Source organism: Nonomuraea sp. NPDC049725 (genome assembly GCF_040674795.1).
GTDB lineage: Bacteria > Actinomycetota > Actinomycetes > Streptosporangiales > Streptosporangiaceae > Nonomuraea > Nonomuraea ceibae.
Genome location: NZ_JBFANJ010000023.1, coordinates 1 through 17,538 on the forward strand (window position 1 = coordinate 1; position 17,538 = coordinate 17,538).

Below are 17,538 nucleotides of genomic sequence, written 5' to 3' on the forward strand. Positions count from 1 at the left end.
GACCTCAGCAACCGGAGACCGTCACCACCACACAGCCAATCTGAAACGAAACACACCTCATGTGGTGTCCCGAATACTCACGGTCAGCTCACTAGAAGCTTGCCCCGTTCACGTGCACGCTGGTCACTCCGGGGAGCGCTTCCAGGCGGTCCGTCCGGACGCCGGGTGTGGTGAGGTTCGCGCGGTACGACTCCGGCATGTCATCCACGCGAATCTCGGCGGTCCAGGCATCGCCGCTCTCCTTGAGCCTCTGATACATCGCCGGCTGGGATTCGAAGCGCACGTCTGACACTTCCGGCATGTCGCGGAGAGTCTGTTCGATCACGCGGCGCTCGGCCTCGGTGGGGGCGCCCTTCTCGCACGGTTCGGCGGTGGGGGTGGACGAGCACAGGAAGACCGCGAGGGTGCCCGTCGTGGGCCAGGGGCCGGCGGGGGGCGGGAGGGGGCCGTCCGGGGGGCGGAGGAGGGCCCAGGTTCCGATGCCGAGCCCGGCCGTGAGGAGGGCGAGGCCGGCCACGATAGCGGGAAGTTTCCGGCGGGACATGGAGAGATCATCGCAGACTTGACTTATCCGTGTATTGGGCGAAACGTCACTCCTGTCACACTTTGCTGATCTACGGTGTGTCGCATCTCTGGTTCCGGATGTGTGAGGAGATGTGATGTTCCGTCGAGCTCTGGGGGCTCTGGTCGCCGCGGGGGCACTGGTCCTGATGGCGGCTCCCGCGTCGGCGGCCGGGGCGCAGCCGCTGCCACGGGCGCACGCGCACAACGACTACGAGCACGACCGCCCCCTGCTGGACGCCCTCGACCACGGGTTCACCAGTGTCGAGGCGGACATCTACCTGGTGGACGGGGAGCTGCTCGTCGGGCACGACCCGGAGGATCTGCGTCCCGGCCGCACCCTCCAGGCGCTCTACCTCGACCCGCTGGCCCGGCGCGTACGGGACAACCACGGGCACGTCTACCCGCGCAGCCGGCAGCAGCTCCAGCTTCTCGTGGACATCAAGAACAACGGCGCCGCCACCTACACCGAGCTCGACCAGGTGCTGCGCTCCTACCGCAAGATGCTGACCACCTACCACAAGGGCAAGGTCAAGCCCGGCGCGGTGACGGTCGTGATCAGCGGGGACCGGCCGCGTGACCTGATGGCGGGCCAGGAGCGGCGGTCGGCGTTCTACGACGGCCGCCTGTCGGACCTGGGCCAGGGCGGCGCGTCGCTGGTCCCGCTGATCAGCGACAACTGGACCAACCAATTCACCTGGCGCGGCGAGGGCCCGATGCCGGAGGCGGAGCGGGCCAAGCTGCGTGACATCGTGGCGACGGCCCACCGGGACGGGCAGCGGGTCCGCTTCTGGGCGACGCCGGACGTGGCCGGTCCCGCCCGGGACGCGCTCTGGCGCGAGCTGGTCGCGGCGGACGTGGACCACGTCAACACCGACGACCTGGCCGGGCTGCAGCGGTTCCTGCTGGAGCACGACGGCGAGCGCGCGGCGGCCTGACGAGGCGGTTAATTCGTCGCGTAGGTGTGGATGATCCGGTAAGTTCCGGATCAGGCTGACCGCGGGACTCCGGTGCGACTTCCGGAAACCGCCTTTACCGCGATGCTTCGCAGCTCGTGCCCTCATTCCCCGGTCAGCCCCACCGCCATCCGGGGGCCCCATGGACACCTATGCCGAACTGATCGAGTGCGAGGACGTGCTGCTCTTCGCCAACGCGGCGATCACCGCCACCGGGCAGCGCGAGTTCCACGGCGGGGCGGGCGAGCAGCGGCTCTCGCTCGACTTCCTGCACCGCTACGTGCACGGCAACTATCCCGGCCTCTACGCGGCCACGCTGGCGCTCGACGTCAACGACCACAACGCCGCCCTGATCATCGCCACCGTGCTCAGGGAGCGCAGCGCCGCCGACGGGCGGCTGATCGCCCGGCGGCTGGCCCGGATGAGCCCGCCCCGCGTCTACCGGCTGTTCAGGCAGCTCCAGCGCGACGGCGTGAACAACCGGCGCACCCGGGCCATCGTCCGCGACTGGCTGCTCGCCCGCCCCGACCTGGCCTTCGACGCGGTCAAGTACCGCTCGGCGGTCAAGGCGGCGGTGCGGCACGCGCACCTGACGCCGCCCGGCGAGCTGGGCGACTTCCTGTTCGCGCCGCGCCGCCGCGCCCGCTTCCAGACGCCGGTGCTGGAGGCGTGGCGGCGGGCGCACTACGACAAGAACGCCCTGTACGAGCTGCCGTACACGGTCGCGGAGGGCTTCGCCGCCCGGCACGGGATCAGCCGGGCGGTGTTCCTGGAGCGGATCGCGCCCCGGCTGACGAGGCTGGAGCGGCTGCGGCTGACCGGCGCGGCACGCGGGAGCGGCGTCGAGACCGGCGCCGACCTGGCCGCGCTGCCGCTGGTCCGCGCGGCCTCGTACGTGCTGTCGCTGCCCGTGGACGAGCGGCGGCAGCACGTCGCGGCGCTGCGCGCGGGCGCGCGGCGGGTCGCGGGGGCGCGGGCGGGCACGTGGGGGAGCGTCACGGCGGTGCTGGACGACAGCTTCTCCTCCTACGGCTCGCCGGTGAAGCGGCGCCGGCCGCTCGCGGTCGCGCTGGCCTGCCACTACCTGCTGGAGGCGCTGGCCTCCCGCTACACCGGGCTTTGGCTGTCGGGGCGGGCCGAGCCCGTGGCCGCGCGGCCGGCCGGGGCGACGCCGCTCGGGCTGCGCGTCCTCGACGCGCTGGAGACGCGGCCCGACCGGCTGGTGATCGTCTCCGACGGCTGGGACAACGCGCCTCCCGGGCTGGCCGCCGAGGTGCTGCGCGTGTGGCGGCGCAAGCTCGACCCCGCGGGCGAGGTACGGGTCGCGCACCTCAACCCGGTGTACGACGCCGACAGGTTCGACGTGCGGCGGCTCTCGCCCCTGGTGCCGACGGCCGGGATCCGCGACGCCGAGGACCTGCCCGCGCTGGTCGAGCTGGCCCGCTTCGCCGAGGGGCGCACCGGGCTGGGCGAGCTGCAGGCGTACTTGGAGGAGCGGGCATGCTCGATCTGACCGGCCTGGTCACCATGCCCGCCCAGACCTGGGGCAGCGTGCGGCTGGTGCCGCTGGTGCGGCCCGAGCCGATCGTGGACCTGCGGCTGCACGCCCGGGTGTACGGCGACGAGCTGTCCATGGCGCTCCTGCCGGACCGGACCGTCTACACCGCGTACGTGCCGCACGCGTTCGTGGCGTCGTGGACCGGCGACGGCACGCCCGCCGCGGCGTACGGGACGCAGCTCGGCGAGCCGCTGCGGCACGTGCCCATCAGGACGCACCGCCGCCTGGTCCAGCGGGAGGCGAAGAACCGGCTGCGCATCCTGCCCCTGCACCTCGCCCTGGAGGGTTACCTGGCGCTGCACTACGACCTGCCGGGGATCGCCTGGGAGGAGTGGACCCGGGCGGCGGTCGCCGATGGGCTATCGCCGCGCGTCGAGGCCGCCTACTCCGGCGCGCACGTGCGCGGGCTGGACGACGCGCTGCGGGTCTTCGAGTTCCACGCGGGGCAGTGCGGGCTGCTCCTGTACGTGGGCGACACGCTGGCCAGCGCGTTCGTGACGCCGCACCCGGAGGACTACCGGGCGCTGCACCCGACGCTGATCCGCGACCTGTACGGCGAGCTGATCTACGAGTACGCCCTGCACTACCCGGTGCGCGACTTCCGCGCGGCCATCGACGACAGCCGGGTGGACACGCTCGCCGACCTGCGGCGTGAGGCCGAGCGGCAGGGGGAGGAGTGGGCCGCGTTCCACGACTCCGTCATGGCCGGGGACCTGCGGGCGCCGAACGTGCAGGACGTCTACCGGCTCGGGCGCTTCACGCTCCAGCGGTTCCTGCCCGTCTTCGACCGGTTCGCCGAGAACCACATCGGCGAGATGATCACCGACGAGCAGGGGCGGACGGCGTACCTGAAGACGTTCCGGCTCTCGCAGGCGCAGGTCAGGCGGGGCTACCTGCTGAGCAGGCTGGCCGAGAACCAGTGGAGTCTCCCGGACACCGCCGCCGCGCTCGGCGTCACGACCGGTGAGCTGCGCGCGCGGATGGACAGGGCGGGGTTCGGCCACCTGCTGCGACCGGAGTCCAGAGTCGGCGGACATATCCGGACCTGACTACTCTGTCTGCGGTGAGCGGCGATCGGGTCATCGGCGGGTACACGCTGCGGCGCGTGCTGGGCCGGGGCGGCATGGGTGAGGTGCACCTGGCCGCCACGCCCACCGGCGGCTTGGCGGCCGTGAAGCTGATTCACCCCTCGCTGGCCGGGGACCCGGCCTTCCGCCGCAGGTTCGAGCGGGAGGTCGCCGCCGCCCGGCGGGTGGCGCGGTTCTGCACGGCTCCGGTGCTCGACGCGGGCATCGACGGGGACGTCGCCTATCTCGTCACCGAATACGTCAAAGGCCCCGACCTGGCCCGGGCCGTACGGGAACAGGGACCGCTGTCCGGCGGCAACCTCGACGCGCTGGCCGTGGGCATCGCGACCGCGCTCAGCGCCATCCACGCCGCCGGGGTCGTCCACCGCGACCTCAAGCCGTCCAACGTGCTGCTCTCGCCGCTCGGGCCCAAGGTGATCGACTTCGGCATCGCGCAGCTCGCCGGCTCCGACGGCCAGGCCAGCCAGGCGATCCTCGGGACGCCCGCGTACATGGCCCCCGAGCAGGCGCGCGGCGAGCCGGTCACGCCCGCCACCGACGTGTACGCGTGGGGCGGGGTGATCGCGTTCGCCGGGACGGGACGGGCCCCGTTCGGCGAGGGCGCGCCCGGCGAGGTGCTGTACCGGATCGTCGCCGAGGAGCCCCGGCTCGACGGGCTGGACGAGGGCATCCGCGACCTGGTGGCGCGGGCGCTGGCCAAGGACCCGCGCGAGCGGCCCACCGTCCAGGGGCTCCTCGCGGGGCTCCTCGGCGGCACGGACGTCAGCGCCGCCTCGGCCACCCAGGTCGTCGAACGCACCTGGACGAACCCGGCGCCCCACGCCCCCGAGCGGGGACGGCGCCGATGGGGCTGGGCGGTCGCGGGGGTCGCCGGGATCGCCGTGCTGGCCGTCGCCGCGGTGCTCGGGCTGCGGGGGACGCCAGCCGCGACCTGGCCGTACGAGGCGGGCTTCGGCTCGTGGGAGGTCGGCGCGTCCGAGGGCGGGAACGTGCGCCTCGACGGCTCCGCGTACGAGCTGACCGTCAAGGACGGGTGGCGGCTGTGGAAGTCGGCGCCCAGGCCCGAGCCGGACGGCGGCGTGGTCGTGAGCGCGAAGGCGGCCCTGGAGGAGGGAAGCGGCGAGTACGGCGTGTGGTGCCGCGGCGACGGCGGCGACCGCTACGAGTTCGCCGTGAGCGGGTCGGGCGAGGTCGCCATCGTCAAGCGCCGCGCCGGGCGGGAGGGCGCCGTCCTGTACGGTCCCCTGCGGGTGAGGACGGGCCAGGCGAACCGCGTCGTGGCCGAGTGCGCCGGAAGCGGGGACGAGGTGAAGCTGCGCATGTGGCTGAACGAGAGCCTCGTCGCCGAGGCCGCCGACGCCGACGACCCCTACGGGCCGGGCAGCGCCGGGGTGCATGCGGCGCCCGGCGCGGGGGCGGCGGTGCGGGTGCGGTTCGAGTCGTTCGCGCTGCGGCCCGCGCAGGGGTGAGCGGCGTGCGGTTCCGGGTGCTGGGCCCGCTGCGGGTCGAGGACGGGCAGGGGCCTGGCCCGGCCAAGCACCGGGCGCTGCTGGCGGCCCTGCTGCTGTCGGCGGGCCGGGCGGTGCCGGTCGAGCGGCTGGTGAGCGTGCTGTGGGGCGATCAGCCGCCGCAGTCGGCGGACCCGGTGCTCCGGGTGTACGTCAGCGCGCTGCGCAAGATCGTCGACGGGATCATCACGGTGCCCGGCGGCTACCTGATCGCGGCGGATCCGGACGAGGTGGACTGCCACCGGTTCGAGCGGCTGGTCGGGCAGGCCAGGAAGGCGCGTGACGCGGGCGCGGTCGCCGAGGCGGCCGGCACGTTCCGGGAGGCGCTCGGGCTGTGGCGGGGGCAGGCGCTCGCGGACGTCGACAGCGCCGAGCTGCGCCGGGCGCACGGGGTGCCGCTGGAGGAGCTGCGGCTGACCGCCCTCGAGGAACGGGTCGAGCTGGACCTGCGGCTCGGGCGGGGCGCCGAGGTCGTCGGCGAGCTGCGGGCGCTGGTCAACGCGCATCCGCTGCGCGAGCGGGCCTGGGCGCATCTGCTGGCGGCGCTGCACCAGGCGGGCCGCCGTTCGGAGGCGCTGGCCGCCTACCAGGAGGCGCGCCGGATCCTGGTGGACGACCTGGGGCTGGAGCCGGGGGCCGAGCTGCGGGAGGCGCACGAGCGGGTGCTGCGGGGGGAGGCGGCTGCCGTTCCGGTGGTGGAGCGGCGGGTCCCGCTCAACGAGACGCCGCCCGACATTTCGGACTTTACGGGGAGAACGGACGTCCTCGCCTGGATTCTCCGCGCCGCCACGCCGGACGGCGGCGGGGCGCCCGTGCTGCTGGTGGTGCACGGGCCGCCCGGGTCCGGGAAGTCGGCGGTGGCGGTGCGGGCCGCGTCCCGTATGGACCTGCCCGACGGGCGGCTGTACGCCGTGCTGGGCGGCCGCGCGCCCGGCACCGTGCTGGAGGACCTGCTGCGGTCCCTCGGCTGCCCCGACGGGAGCGTGCCGCCCACCCTCGGCGAACGGGTGCGGCTCTACCGGCGGCTCACCTCCGGGCGGCGGCTGCTGCTCGTGCTCGACGACGCCGCCGACGAGACCCAGGTACGTCCCCTGCTCCCCACCGGGGCGGGCAGCGTGACCCTGGTGACGAGCCGGTCGCCGCTCGCCGGGCTGGAGGCGGCCAGGGCGTACGAGCTGGGGGTGCTGGCCCCGGACGAGGCGCTGGACATGCTCGCCGGGGTGGCCGGGCGCGACCGGGTGGCCGCCGAGCCCCAGGCGGCGCGGGAGATCGTCCGGCTGTGCGGCGGGCTGCCGCTGGCGCTGCGGATCGCCGGGTCGCGGCTGGCCAGGAAGACCGGCTGGACGGTGGCGCACCTGGCCGGGCGGCTCGGGGACGAACGGCGCAGACTGGACGAGCTCAGCGCCGGTGACCTCGCCGTGCGGGGCAGCCTGGCGGTGGGGTATCGCGGGCTGGCCGAGCCGGAGCGGCGGCTGCTGCGGGAGCTCGGGGCGTGGACGGGGCCGGACTTCGCGGACTGGGCTCCGGGGGCCGACCTGGAGCCGCTGGCCGAGGCCGGGCTGCTGCAGTCGCTCGGACTGGACGAGGCCGGGCAGGAGCGTTACGGGTGGCACGACCTCACCCGGCTCTACGCCGTGGAGCGGCTGGCCGAGGCGGGCGGGCCCGGCCCGGTGCTGGGCGCCCGCGCCGCCGAGGTGCTCGACCGCGCCAGGCGTGCCCGGTCCGCCCTCCTCCCCGCCGAACCGGGGTCCGGCCGGACCCTGGTCTCCACCCCCGACGACCCGCCCGCCCCGAGACCCCCGTCCGCCCGTGGTGATCACGCGAGCCGAGGGCCGGGGGCCGCCCCGTACGGGGTGTTCCCCCACGGCGGGGAGGGGGCCCGGCGGGAGGAGGCCGAGGCCGGTTGGGGGCCGGGGGCCGCCCCGTACGGGGTGTTCCCCCACAGCGGGGAGGGGGCGCCGTGGGAGGAGGCCGGGGCCGGGTGGGGGCCGGGGGTCGGGCGGCGGGAGGAGACGTCGCGGGGGACGGCGTGGTTGCGGCGGGAGGCGCGGTGGCTGGCGGCGGAGCGGCGGTTCCTGGCCGCGGCCGTGGGGGACTTCCACCGGGCCGGGCTGCACGAGGCCGCGTGGCGGCTGGCCTTCTATCTGACGCCGCTGTTCGAGCTGGGCGGGCACCACGACGACTGGCACGCCACCACCGCGACCGGGCTGGACGGGGCGCGGGCGGCGGGGCACCGGCAGGGCGAGGCGCTGCTGCTGCGCGGCCTGGCGGACCTGCACCGGGTGGAGGGCAGGGCCGATGCCGCGGCGGCGGCGCTGAGGGCGGCGCAGCCGCTGGTGGAGGGGCTGGAGCTGGCCCGCGTGACGCTCCGGCTCGGCCTGGTGGAGCCGCGCCGGCCCGAGGCCGAGCGGGTGCTGCGCCGCGCGCTGACGGTGTTCGAGCAGGCGGGTGACCTGCGCGGCCGGGCGGACGCGCTGCGCGGGCTGGGCGCGCTGCTGGACGATCAGGCCATGCTGGAGCGGAGCCTGGCCGGCTACGAGGAGCTGGGCGACCCGCGCGGGGCGGCCGAGGCGCGGCTGGACCTGGCCAGGCTGCACCTGAGGGCGGGCCGCTACGCGGAGGCGCGCGAGCACGCGGAGCTGCGCATCGCGGCGAACCGGCGGCTCGGCGACCGCCTGCCGGAGGCCGCCGGGCTGCTCGTGCTGGCGGCGGTCGCCAGGGCGGCGGGCGTGCCGGAGTCGGCGGCCGAACCGGCCAGGCAGGCGGCGGAGACGTACACGGCGTACGGGGACCGGCGCAACGCGGCGGCGGCCCTGCTCGTCCTGGCGCGCACGTACCTGGAACTCGGCCGCAACGACGGGGCGGTTGAAGCGCTGATGCGTGCTATGGGAGAGTTTGACGTTCTCGGCGACCGGCAAGGCCGCGCCGAGGCCGAACACCTGGCGCGGGAGGCGCGCCGGCGCCTATAGCGGGCTATGCGGATCCTGAAGGTCGCAACGTTAGCTTGTCGAGCCAAGAGTCGAACCCCCGAAAGGTGACCATGGACATGCGCAGGACGATCGCGCTCGTGGCGGCGGCCGTCGCGCTGGCGGGCTGCGGGATGCTCCCGGCCCAGCCGGGCAGCGGCGGCGGTGGCGAGGAGAAGCAGCAGACGGCCGCCACCACGCAGCAGGAGAGCGCCGCGCCCGCCGAGGAGCCCACCCCCGAGCAGCCCGGCGAGCAGCCCGCCGACCAGCAGAGCGCGCCGCCGCAGAGCGGGAAGGCCATCGCCACCCACGAGACCGACGTGTCCGGCGCGGGCGACACCGGCCGGGCCCGCGTCGAGATCACCGCGCTCAAGCGGCAGGGCAGGACGGTCACGCTCAACTGGACCGTCACCGCCGTGGAAGGCAAGGTCAACATGCACAACGGGATGGCCGAGATCCCGTCGGACTACTCGGTCTCCGGCGTGTCGCTCATCGACCCGGTCAACGCCAAGCGCTACCGCGTCGCCCGCAACAACTCCGGCCCCGGCGCGGAGTGCGTCTGCTCCGAGACCCAGGGCGGCTTCCTGAAGGCGGGCGACAAGAGCTCCCTGTACGCGGTCTTCGCCGCGCCGCCCGCCGACGTGACGAAGGTCAACGTCGAGATGCCGATGATCGGCGTGCTGACCGATGTTCCGATCTCTTAGCCTGGCGCTCGCCCTGGCGCTGTCCCCCACGCCGCCGCCCGAGTCGGCGGTCGGCGCGGTGGAGGACCTGGTGATGCCGGTGGAGGACATCATCGGCGCCGTGGAGTCGCTCGACGGCACCGAGAGCGAGACCCAGCAGGGCACCCAGGTGACGGTGGCGCTGACCAGCGACGTGCTGTTCGCGCTGGACAAGTGGGCGCTGACCGGCAAGGCCAGGCAGCGGCTCAAGCAGGTCGCCGAACAGATCAACGCCGAGGGCGCGGGCGGCGTCGTCAAGATCGAGGGGCACACGGACGACCAGGGCTCCGACTCCTACAACCGGACGCTCTCCACCCGCCGCGCCCAGGCCGTCCAGCAGGCCATGCGCGGGCTGCTCACCGGCGCGGGCGTGTCGCTCCAGGCGCAGGGCTTCGGCGAGAGCCGCCCCAAGCTGCCGAACATCGTCGACGGCGAGCCCGTACCGGCGAACCGCGCCAAGAACCGCCGCGTCGAGATCGTCTACGACGTCAAGGAATCTGGATGAGTGCGCCGCCTCGGGGCGCGCGGGTTCAGTCGGCTGCGAGCTCGCCGAGCGTCACCGTGACCGTCTGCGGGGCGCCGCCGCCCCTGGTCAGCTCGATCCGTACCTTGTCGCCCGGCTTGTAGGTGGTGAGCGCCTCGGTGAGGGCCGCCATCGTGGGCGTCTCGGTGTCGTTGACGCCGGTGATCACGTCCCCCTCCTGGATGCCGGCCTTCTCCGCGCCGCTGTTCTTGACCAGCGACACGACGCCCACGCCCGCTGGCTGGCCGTTCTCGCCGATGACCGTGCTGCCCCGGACGCCGAGCGCCGCCCGATGGCTGTTGATCACCTTGCCGTGCTTGATGATCTGGGCGGCGATGTCCGTGGCGGTGTTGCTCGGGATGGCGAACCCGATGCCCGGCGCCGCCCCGCCGCCCAGGCTCGGATCGGTGGCCGCCAGCGTCGGGATGCCGATCACCTGGCCCGACAGGTCCACCAGCGCGCCGCCGCTGTTGCCCGGGTTGATCGCCGCCGACGTCTGGACCGCCCCGGCGATCGTCGCGCCCGGCGAGCCCGGGTTCTCCGGCTCGCTGACGGTTCGGCCCAGCGCCGACACGATGCCGTTCGTCACGCTGCCCGACAGGCCCAGCGGGTTGCCCATGGCCAGCACGAGCTGGCCCACGCGGAGCTTGGCCGAGTCGCCGAACCTGGCCGGCTGCAGCCCCTGCGGATCGTCCACCTTAATCACCGCCAGGTCGCCGGCCGGGAACGCCTTGACCAGCCTGGCCCGCCGGGTGGCGCCGCCGGTGGCGAGCGTGACGTCCATCTGCTTGGCGTCGCCCACCACGTGCGCGTTGGTGACGATGTGGCCCTCGGCGTCGTAGACGACGCCGGAGCCGAGGCCGGTGCTCGTGTTGATCTGCACGATCGACGGCAGCACCTCCGCGATGACGCGCTCGTACGCGGTCTCCAGCGCCTGCGCGTGCGAGGTGGGCGACGCGGGCGGTGGATGCGAGGCGGTGTCCGTGTGCGTGGCCGACGGCGGCGCCGGGGTGCCCGGCGACTGCGCGCCCGGCGGAGGTATCTGGCCACAGCCCGCGACCAGCGTCAACGCGGTGAGTGCCGGCAAGAACCGCTGCATGGAGCACTACTGCCCGGCTCAGCCGGAAAGATACGCCTCCCGGACATTTCGCCTGCTCAGCTTGCCTGTGGGCGTACGCGGCAGCGACTCCCGGTACTCGATCGCGCGCGGGTGCTTCAGCCTGGCCAGCCGGGGCCCGCAGTGGCGCAGCAGCTCCGTCGTCAGCTCGCCGTCGCCGGTGACCCCCGGCGCCGGCTGCACCAGCGCCACCACCTTCTGCCCCCACTCCGGGTCGGGCACCCCGATCACCGCCACGTCCGCCACCGCCGGATGCTCCAGCAGCGCCGCCTCCACCTCCGCCGGGTAGATGTTGACGCCGCCCGAGATGATCAGATCCGTCCTGCGGTCCAGCAGGAACAGGTAGCCCTCCTCGTCCACGTAGCCGATGTCGCCCGGCGTGTAGTCGCGGCCCCGCATCGCCTCCGCCGTCTTGTCCGGATCGCCGTGATACTCGAACCGGTTGATGCCGCCGATGTACACCAGGCCCGGCTGCCCCGGCGGCACTTCCTCGCCGTCCTCGCCGACGATCGTGAACGCCATCCCGTCCAGCGCCCGGCCCACCGTGCCCGGTCTGGCCAGCCACTCCTGCGACGACACCATCGTGGCCACCGCCGCCTCCGTCGAGCCGTAGTACTCCCACAGCACCGGGCCCAGCCAGTCGATCATCGCCTGCTTGGTCGCGGGCGGGCACGGGGCCGCGCCGTGGTAGAGATGCGTGAGCGACGACAGGTCGTACGACTCCCGGTCCGGCACGGCCAGCAGCCGGTGGAACATCGTCGGCACCATGAACGCGTTCGTCACCCGGTGACGCTCGATCAGCCGCAGCGCCTGCGCCGCCTCGAACCGCTCCGGCGCCACGATCGCATGCCCGAACTGCAGCGCCATCATCGCCTGGCCGTACGGGGCCGAATGGTAGAGCTGCGAGCAGACCAGGTGCACGCCGTCCTGCGGCAGGCCGAAATGCCGCCAGCTCTTGCGCATGAGGATCGGGTACAGGTCCTCCGGCGTCAGATCCAGCAGCCTGCGCCGCACGCCCTTCGGCCTGCCGGTCGTGCCGGACGTGTAGAGCATCATCGACCCGGCGCGGCGGTTCGCCGGAGGCTCGGCCGGGCGGCCCTCGGCCAGGTCGTCCACCGTGAGCCGGTCCGGGGCGACCACGACCTTGGCCCGGGAGTCGGCCACGATGTAGGCGATCTCGTCGTCGGTGTAATGCCAGTTGACCGGGACCAGATAGGCGCCTGTCTGGTACGTGGCGAGCATCATGGTCAGCGCGTCGAGCCCGTTCTTCAGCACGGTCACCACCGCGTCGCCGTGGCCCACGCCCTTGTCCACCAGGCCGTGCGAGGCCCGGTTCACCCGGGCATGCAACTCTCCGTACGTGACGGTCCCGTGGCCGGTGCCGTCGCTGGTGCTGTCGCTGTCGCCGAGTAGGGCGGGCCGTCCTGGGTCGTTCGCCGCGATCTCATAGAAGCCCCTCATATCTGGCGACATTACAGAATTTAGTTCTGCAAACGGAATAGCGGAAATTTCGGCTTCCGGGGTGACGTAGCCTCGTCCCATGGCGGACGTCGGCGACCAGGACCACACCAACGATGCTCCCACCGCTCCCTTCCGCAAGATCGTCGTCCCCCCGCCGGACGACCCCGCGGCGGACGAGACGATCATCACCACGGACTGGCGCGCCCTCTCACCCACCCCCGGCCCCATCCAGCGAGCCCTGACCCAACCCCCACCCGACCAGGCGCACCCCCCGGCACCGGGCCCCCAGGGCGGCCACGGCGCCCCGGCCCCCCAAGGAGCCCCGGGACCCGTTCCCCCCGCACACCCCGGAGGGCCCGCGCCCGTACCCGGAGGGGGCGCGCCCGCTGGGGGCGCGCGCGTGCCTGGGGGGATGGCCGCCGCGCCGGGTGAAGGCGCCACCGGTGGAGGCCCCGCTGCCTCGGACGAGCGAGCGCCCGCCCCCGGAGGCCCCACCTCCGCGCCCGGCACGCCCCCACGCGAAGGGGCCGCGCCCGGGGCGCCCGCACCCGGGGGGCCTATGCCCGGGTGGTCCGGCCCCGCGCCCGTACCTGGGGGCCGCGCGCCCCTGCCCGGTGGGGCCGCGTCCCTGCCTGGAGGGGGCGCTCCTGGAGGGGGCTTTCCCCCGCAGAATGGGCCGCGGGTGGGATTGCCGCCGGAGCCCAAGGGTGGGGTGGTGAGCCGGATCGGGGATGTGCCGATCAAGGTGATCTACCTGGTCGGCGCCGTGGTGGCGACCGTGGCGGCGGTGTTGCTGGTGTTCGTGGTGTTCTCGGGCGATGTGCCGGAGGAGCCGGCGGTCGAGGAGGTGGTGCCGGTCGTGCCGGTGCCGTCCGCGAGCGGGAGCGTGAGCGGGTCCCCGACGGCGACCGGGACCACGGCGGGGGCGGCGTTGCCGGCGGTGCCGGCGAAGCGGGCGTTCCCGAGGCTGGGCGGGAAGGCGGCGGTGCCGCAGACGGTGGTGGCGTCGATTCCGGAGCCGGGAAAGGCGTACTGGGCGGATTTGAAGACGTTGGCGGCGAAAGTTCGTCCACTCTAGGCCAGAAGCATCCTCTAGAATATGGTTCTGGCATCGATGGGACCTGCCTGGAGGATGAGCACATGGCGATCGGGTTGAGCGAGGAGCACGAGGCGCTCCGCGAGTCGGTGACCGGCTGGGCCGAGCGGAACATTCCGGCCGAGCTGCTGCGCGCCGGGGGCGAGGGGCGGCCCGCGTTCTGGCCGGGGCTCGCCGAGCAGGGGCTGCTCGGCCTGCACCTGCCCGAGGAGGCCGGCGGCTCCGGCTACGGCCTGCTGGAGGCCGCCGTGGCCGTGGAGGCGCTGGCCGAGCGGATGGCGCCCGGCCCGTACGTGCCGACGGTGCTGGCGAGCGCGGTGATCCACGCCTCGAAGCGGCACGAGCTGCTGCCGGGGCTGGCCGACGGCACGCTGACCGGCGCGCTCGCCCTGGGCGGGCAGCTGACCGGGACGCCGTCGGACGACGGCACGCTGGTCGTCGGCGGCACGGCCGAGCCGGTGCTCGGCGGTTCGCTGGCGGACGTGCTGGTGCTGCCGGTGTCGACGGCCGACGGCGAGGTGTGGGTGGCGCTCGACGCCGCCTCGGTCACGGTGACCGAGGTCAAGTCGCTGGACCTGACCCGCCCGGTGGCGAAGGTGGAGCTGGACGGCGTGAGCGTGCCCGCCGACCGCGTGCTGGAGGGCGTGTCGGGCTCGGACGTGCGCGACCTGGCCGCCGTCCTGCTGGGCGCGGAGGCCGCCGGCGTGGCGTCCTGGTGCGTCACGGCCGCCGCCGACTACGCCAAGGTACGCGTCCAGTTCGGCCGGCCGATCGGCCAGTTCCAGGGCATCAAGCACAAGCTGTCGCGGATGCTGGTCGCGCTGGAGCAGGCCCGCGCCACCGTGTGGGACGCGACGCGCGCCACCGGCAAGGAGCTGGAGTACGCGGCCGCGATCGCCGGGGTGATGGCCCCGGACGCCGCCGTGCAGTGCGCCAAGGACGCGATCCAGACGTTCGGCGGCATCGGCTACACCTTCGAGCACGACGCCCACCTCTACTACCGCCGCGCGCTCACCCTGCGCGCCCTGCTGGGCCCGTCGGCCGAGTGGGCGGCCCGGGTGACGGACCTGGCGCTCCAGGGCGTCTCGCGGGAGATGGAGATCGACCTGCCGGAGGACGCCGAGCCGATGCGCGAGGCGATCCGGGCGGAGATCGCGGAGATCGCCGCCCTGGAGGGCCAGGAGCAGAAGCGGGCGCTGGCCGACCGCGGGTTCGTCATGTCGCACCTGCCGAGGCCGTGGGGCCGGGGCGCCTCGCCGCTGGAGCAGGTGCTGATCGCGCAGGAGCTCAAGGCCGCCAAGGTCAGGCTGCCCGCGATGATCATCGGCGCCTGGGTGGTGCCGTCGGTGGCCGCGTACGGCACGCCGGAGCAGCAGCAGCGCTTCCTGCCCAAGACGCTCAGCGGCGAGATGATCTGGTGCCAGCTCTTCTCCGAGCCGGGCGCGGGCTCCGACCTGGCGGCGCTGCAGATGAAGGCCGAGCAGGTCGAGGGCGGCTGGAAGCTGAACGGCCAGAAGATCTGGACGTCGGTCGCGCACTTCGCCGAGTGGGGCATCTGCATCGCCCGCAACTCCTCGGAGGGCACCAAGCACGAGGGCATCACGTACTTCCTGGTGGACATGAAGTCGCCGGGCGTCACGGTGCGCCCGCTGACGGAGATGACCGGCGAGAACCTGTTCAACGAGGTCTTCCTGGACGACGTGTTCGTGCCGGACGACCTGGTCGTGGGCGAGGTCGGCGACGGCTGGAAGGTGGCGCGCAACACGCTGTCGAACGAGCGCGTCTCGCTCTCGTCGGGCTCCGGCGGCACCGGCGCGTCCGTGCCGGACCTGCTGGGCCTGGCCGGGCGGCTGGGCCGCGAGCTCACGCCGGTCGAGCGGCACGAGCTGGCCGGGGTGATCTGCGAGGGCCACTCGATCAACGCGCTGTCGCTGCGGGTGACGCTCAAGCAGCTCGCCGGGTCGGAGCCGGGGGCCGACGCGTCGGTGCGCAAGCTGCTGTCGACCTCGCACGCCCAGCACGTCTCCGAGGCGGCGGTGAGCCTGCTCGGCGCCCAGGCGGTGACGGCGGCCGACATGAAGCTCGGCGACGCCGGCTACTGGAACCGCGCGGTGCTGGCCACCCGGGCGATGACGATCTACGGCGGCACGACCGAGGTGCAGCTCAACATCATCGGTGAGCGCATGCTGGGCCTGCCTCGGGATCCCGAGCCCGGCAAGTAACCGGCTACCCTCCCTCCTCGTGGGGAGGCTCGAACGGATGGGACCCGCGCTCCTGGGCGCGGGTCTCGCCGTGCTGGCGCTGGGGCCGGCGCTCGGGTGGGGGTTCGTGCTCCGGTACGACCTGGTGTTCGTGCCGGATCCGCCGCTGCTGCCCGACTCCGGGGGGTTCCCCCGGGCGGTGCCGAGCGATCTCGTGGCGGCGCTGCTGTCGCGGGTCCTGCCCGGGGAGCTGGTCCAGAAGGGGCTGCTGGTCGCGATTTTCGTGCTGGCGGCGAGCGGAGCGGCGGCGCTGGTGCCGCCGGAGCGCCGGATCGGGCGGCTGGTCGCGGCCGTCTTCTACGCGTGGAACGTCTACCTGGCCCAGCGGCTCCTGCTCGGCCAGTGGGCGCTGCTGCTGGGGGTGGCGGGGCTGCCCTGGGCGGTCCGGGCCGTGGGCGCCACCGCGCGCGGGTGGTGGCGCGGAGGGTGGCGCCAGTGGTGGCGGCTCGTCGGGGCGCTGGTGCCGGCGGCGGTGGGCGGGTTCCAGGCGATGCTGGTGACCGCGCTGACGCTGGCGCCGATCGCGGTCGCGCGGCGGCGCGCGGCCGTGACGGGGATGACGCTCGGCGTGCTCAGCCTGCCGTGGCTGGTGCCCGCGCTGACCTCGGGCGCGGTGACGGACCCGGCGGGGGTCGACGCGTTCGCGGCGCGGGCCGACGGGCCGTTCGGGGTGCTGGGGAGCCTGCTGTCGCTCGGCGGCATCTGGAACGCCGAGGCCGGGGTGCCGGGCCAGGAGTCGTGGTGGCTCGCCGCCGGACGGCTGGCGCTCGCGCTGACCGGTCTGTACGGGTATGCCAGGATGCGCGCGGAGGAACGGCCGCAGTGGTGGGGCGGGCTGGCCGTGGCCGCCGGGGCGGGGTTCGGGGTCGCGTGCCTGGGGGCGTTCGCGCCGGGCGTGCTGAAGTGGCTGATCGGGGCGTGGGCGGGGTTCGGGCCGCTGCGTGACGGTCAGGCGTACCTGGCGCCGCTGGTCCTGGTGGCGGCCGTGGGCCTGGGCTCGGTGCTGCGGTCGGGCGCCCCGGCCGTGGTCGGGCTGCTGGCGCCGGTGCTGGTGCTGCCGACGTTCGCGTGGGGGGCGTCGGGGCGGCTGGAGGCGGTGGCGTACCCGCAGGAGTGGCGGGCGGTGCAGCGGATCGTGAACGCCGACCCGGCTCCGGGCGCGCTGCTGTCGCTGCCGTGGGGCGCGCACCGGGCGTTCGCCTGGAACGGCGGGCGGGTGATGCTCGACCCGGCCGCCAAGATGTTCGCGCGCCGGGTGGTCCGGGACGACACGCTGCTGGTCGGGCTGCCGGACGGGGGGCGGTTGCGGGTGCGGGGCGAGGACCCGCGCAACAGGCTGTCGCCCGCCGGTGTCAGGTACGTGCTCGTGGCCGGGACCGAGAACCGGTTCCCCTTCGATCGGCGCGGCTGGACGCCCGTGCACCAGGGCCGGGAGCTGACGCTATGGCGCCGCTGACCGGCTCATTCACGTCTTACTTGAGGGTAACTTATTACATCACGGTTTGACGATACCTATGGATTCGTCCCGTAACACGTTCTAGTGTCGGCACACATCGTACCGATGTGGAGGGAGCGCTCTGTGTTGCGAATTCTCGCGGCATTGGCCATTGGAGCCCTGCTGGCGGTCGGCGCGTCGGTCGCGGTGGTCAACGTAGCGTCGCCGGCCCCGACCCCGCCGAACCAGCCGCTCTACAACTACGGCACCAGGTAGTCCTTCCCGC

Annotated in this window: 13 protein-coding genes; 10 read left to right on the plus strand and 3 right to left on the minus strand. The window is 74.0% G+C overall.

The window, feature by feature from the left end; genetic code table 11:
- Positions 1-91 precede the first annotated feature (91 nt).
- The gene (locus tag AB0J53_RS39805) at positions 92-544 is read right to left on the minus strand and encodes a permease-like cell division protein FtsX (RefSeq protein ID WP_362961259.1); all 453 of its coding nucleotides are present in this window, start codon (positions 542-544) and stop codon (positions 92-94) included.
- 115 nt (positions 545-659) lie between these two features.
- Here AB0J53_RS39805 and AB0J53_RS39810 point away from each other — a divergent pair, with 115 nt between their 5' ends.
- The 7 genes from AB0J53_RS39810 (at position 660) to AB0J53_RS39840 (ending at position 9,864) form a co-directional block, all read left to right on the plus strand.
- On the plus strand, positions 660-1,499 hold the full coding sequence (locus AB0J53_RS39810; protein ID WP_364182154.1) for a phosphatidylinositol-specific phospholipase C/glycerophosphodiester phosphodiesterase family protein: 840 nt from the start codon (positions 660-662) through the stop codon (positions 1,497-1,499).
- Positions 1,500-1,659: 160 nt separating this feature from the next.
- Complete coding sequence (locus AB0J53_RS39815) at positions 1,660-3,030, plus strand: hypothetical protein (RefSeq protein WP_364182157.1); 1,371 nt, start codon at positions 1,660-1,662, stop codon at positions 3,028-3,030.
- Positions 3,018-4,124: a hypothetical protein gene (locus tag AB0J53_RS39820; RefSeq protein ID WP_364182160.1), complete on the plus strand. Its 1,107-nt coding sequence runs from the start codon at positions 3,018-3,020 to the stop codon at positions 4,122-4,124. Before AB0J53_RS39815 ends, AB0J53_RS39820 begins: the two co-directional genes overlap by 13 nt.
- A gap of 14 nt (positions 4,125-4,138) precedes the next feature.
- Positions 4,139-5,632 (plus strand): serine/threonine-protein kinase, encoded by a 1,494-nt coding sequence (locus AB0J53_RS39825; RefSeq protein WP_364182162.1) that lies wholly within the window; start codon positions 4,139-4,141, stop codon positions 5,630-5,632.
- 5 nt (positions 5,633-5,637) lie between these two features.
- Entirely contained in the window at positions 5,638-8,640 is a 3,003-nt protein-coding gene (locus AB0J53_RS39830; protein ID WP_364182165.1) for a BTAD domain-containing putative transcriptional regulator, read from the plus strand.
- A 77-nt stretch (positions 8,641-8,717) separates the two neighbouring features.
- Positions 8,718-9,341 (plus strand): hypothetical protein, encoded by a 624-nt coding sequence (locus AB0J53_RS39835; protein WP_364182168.1) that lies wholly within the window; start codon positions 8,718-8,720, stop codon positions 9,339-9,341.
- Complete coding sequence (locus AB0J53_RS39840) at positions 9,325-9,864, plus strand: OmpA family protein (protein WP_364182170.1); 540 nt, start codon at positions 9,325-9,327, stop codon at positions 9,862-9,864. Before AB0J53_RS39835 ends, AB0J53_RS39840 begins: the two co-directional genes overlap by 17 nt.
- A gap of 25 nt (positions 9,865-9,889) precedes the next feature.
- Here AB0J53_RS39840 and AB0J53_RS39845 read toward each other — a convergent pair whose 3' ends face one another.
- Complete coding sequence (locus AB0J53_RS39845) at positions 9,890-10,981, minus strand: trypsin-like peptidase domain-containing protein (protein ID WP_364182173.1); 1,092 nt, start codon at positions 10,979-10,981, stop codon at positions 9,890-9,892.
- Between the two features lie 18 nt (positions 10,982-10,999).
- Positions 11,000-12,460 (minus strand): AMP-binding protein, encoded by a 1,461-nt coding sequence (locus AB0J53_RS39850; RefSeq protein WP_364182176.1) that lies wholly within the window; start codon positions 12,458-12,460, stop codon positions 11,000-11,002.
- 715 nt (positions 12,461-13,175) lie between these two features.
- On the opposite strand from AB0J53_RS39850, the gene AB0J53_RS39855 reads away from it, so the two are divergent.
- From AB0J53_RS39855 to AB0J53_RS39865, 3 genes are all read left to right on the plus strand, one after another.
- On the plus strand, positions 13,176-13,538 hold the full coding sequence (locus AB0J53_RS39855; protein WP_364182179.1) for a hypothetical protein: 363 nt from the start codon (positions 13,176-13,178) through the stop codon (positions 13,536-13,538).
- A gap of 62 nt (positions 13,539-13,600) precedes the next feature.
- On the plus strand, positions 13,601-15,778 hold the full coding sequence (locus tag AB0J53_RS39860) for an acyl-CoA dehydrogenase (RefSeq protein WP_364182182.1): 2,178 nt from the start codon (positions 13,601-13,603) through the stop codon (positions 15,776-15,778).
- Positions 15,779-15,815: 37 nt separating this feature from the next.
- The gene (locus tag AB0J53_RS39865) at positions 15,816-17,273 is read left to right on the plus strand and encodes a hypothetical protein (protein ID WP_364182184.1); all 1,458 of its coding nucleotides are present in this window, start codon (positions 15,816-15,818) and stop codon (positions 17,271-17,273) included.
- Positions 17,274-17,538: the final 265 nt, after the last annotated feature.

Coding starts and splice junctions, on each gene's coding strand:
- AB0J53_RS39805 (WP_362961259.1), bottom strand. CDS start 544: ATGTCCCGCCGGAAACTTCCCGCTATCGTGGCCGGCCTCGCCCTCCTC.
- AB0J53_RS39810 (WP_364182154.1), top strand. CDS start 660: ATGTTCCGTCGAGCTCTGGGGGCTCTGGTCGCCGCGGGGGCACTGGTC.
- AB0J53_RS39815 (WP_364182157.1), top strand. CDS start 1,660: ATGGACACCTATGCCGAACTGATCGAGTGCGAGGACGTGCTGCTCTTC.
- AB0J53_RS39820 (WP_364182160.1), top strand. CDS start 3,018: ATGCTCGATCTGACCGGCCTGGTCACCATGCCCGCCCAGACCTGGGGC.
- AB0J53_RS39835 (WP_364182168.1), top strand. CDS start 8,718: ATGCGCAGGACGATCGCGCTCGTGGCGGCGGCCGTCGCGCTGGCGGGC.
- AB0J53_RS39840 (WP_364182170.1), top strand. CDS start 9,325: ATGTTCCGATCTCTTAGCCTGGCGCTCGCCCTGGCGCTGTCCCCCACG.
- AB0J53_RS39845 (WP_364182173.1), bottom strand. CDS start 10,981: ATGCAGCGGTTCTTGCCGGCACTCACCGCGTTGACGCTGGTCGCGGGC.
- AB0J53_RS39850 (WP_364182176.1), bottom strand. CDS start 12,460: ATGAGGGGCTTCTATGAGATCGCGGCGAACGACCCAGGACGGCCCGCC.
- AB0J53_RS39860 (WP_364182182.1), top strand. CDS start 13,601: ATGGCGATCGGGTTGAGCGAGGAGCACGAGGCGCTCCGCGAGTCGGTG.
- AB0J53_RS39865 (WP_364182184.1), top strand. CDS start 15,816: ATGGGACCCGCGCTCCTGGGCGCGGGTCTCGCCGTGCTGGCGCTGGGG.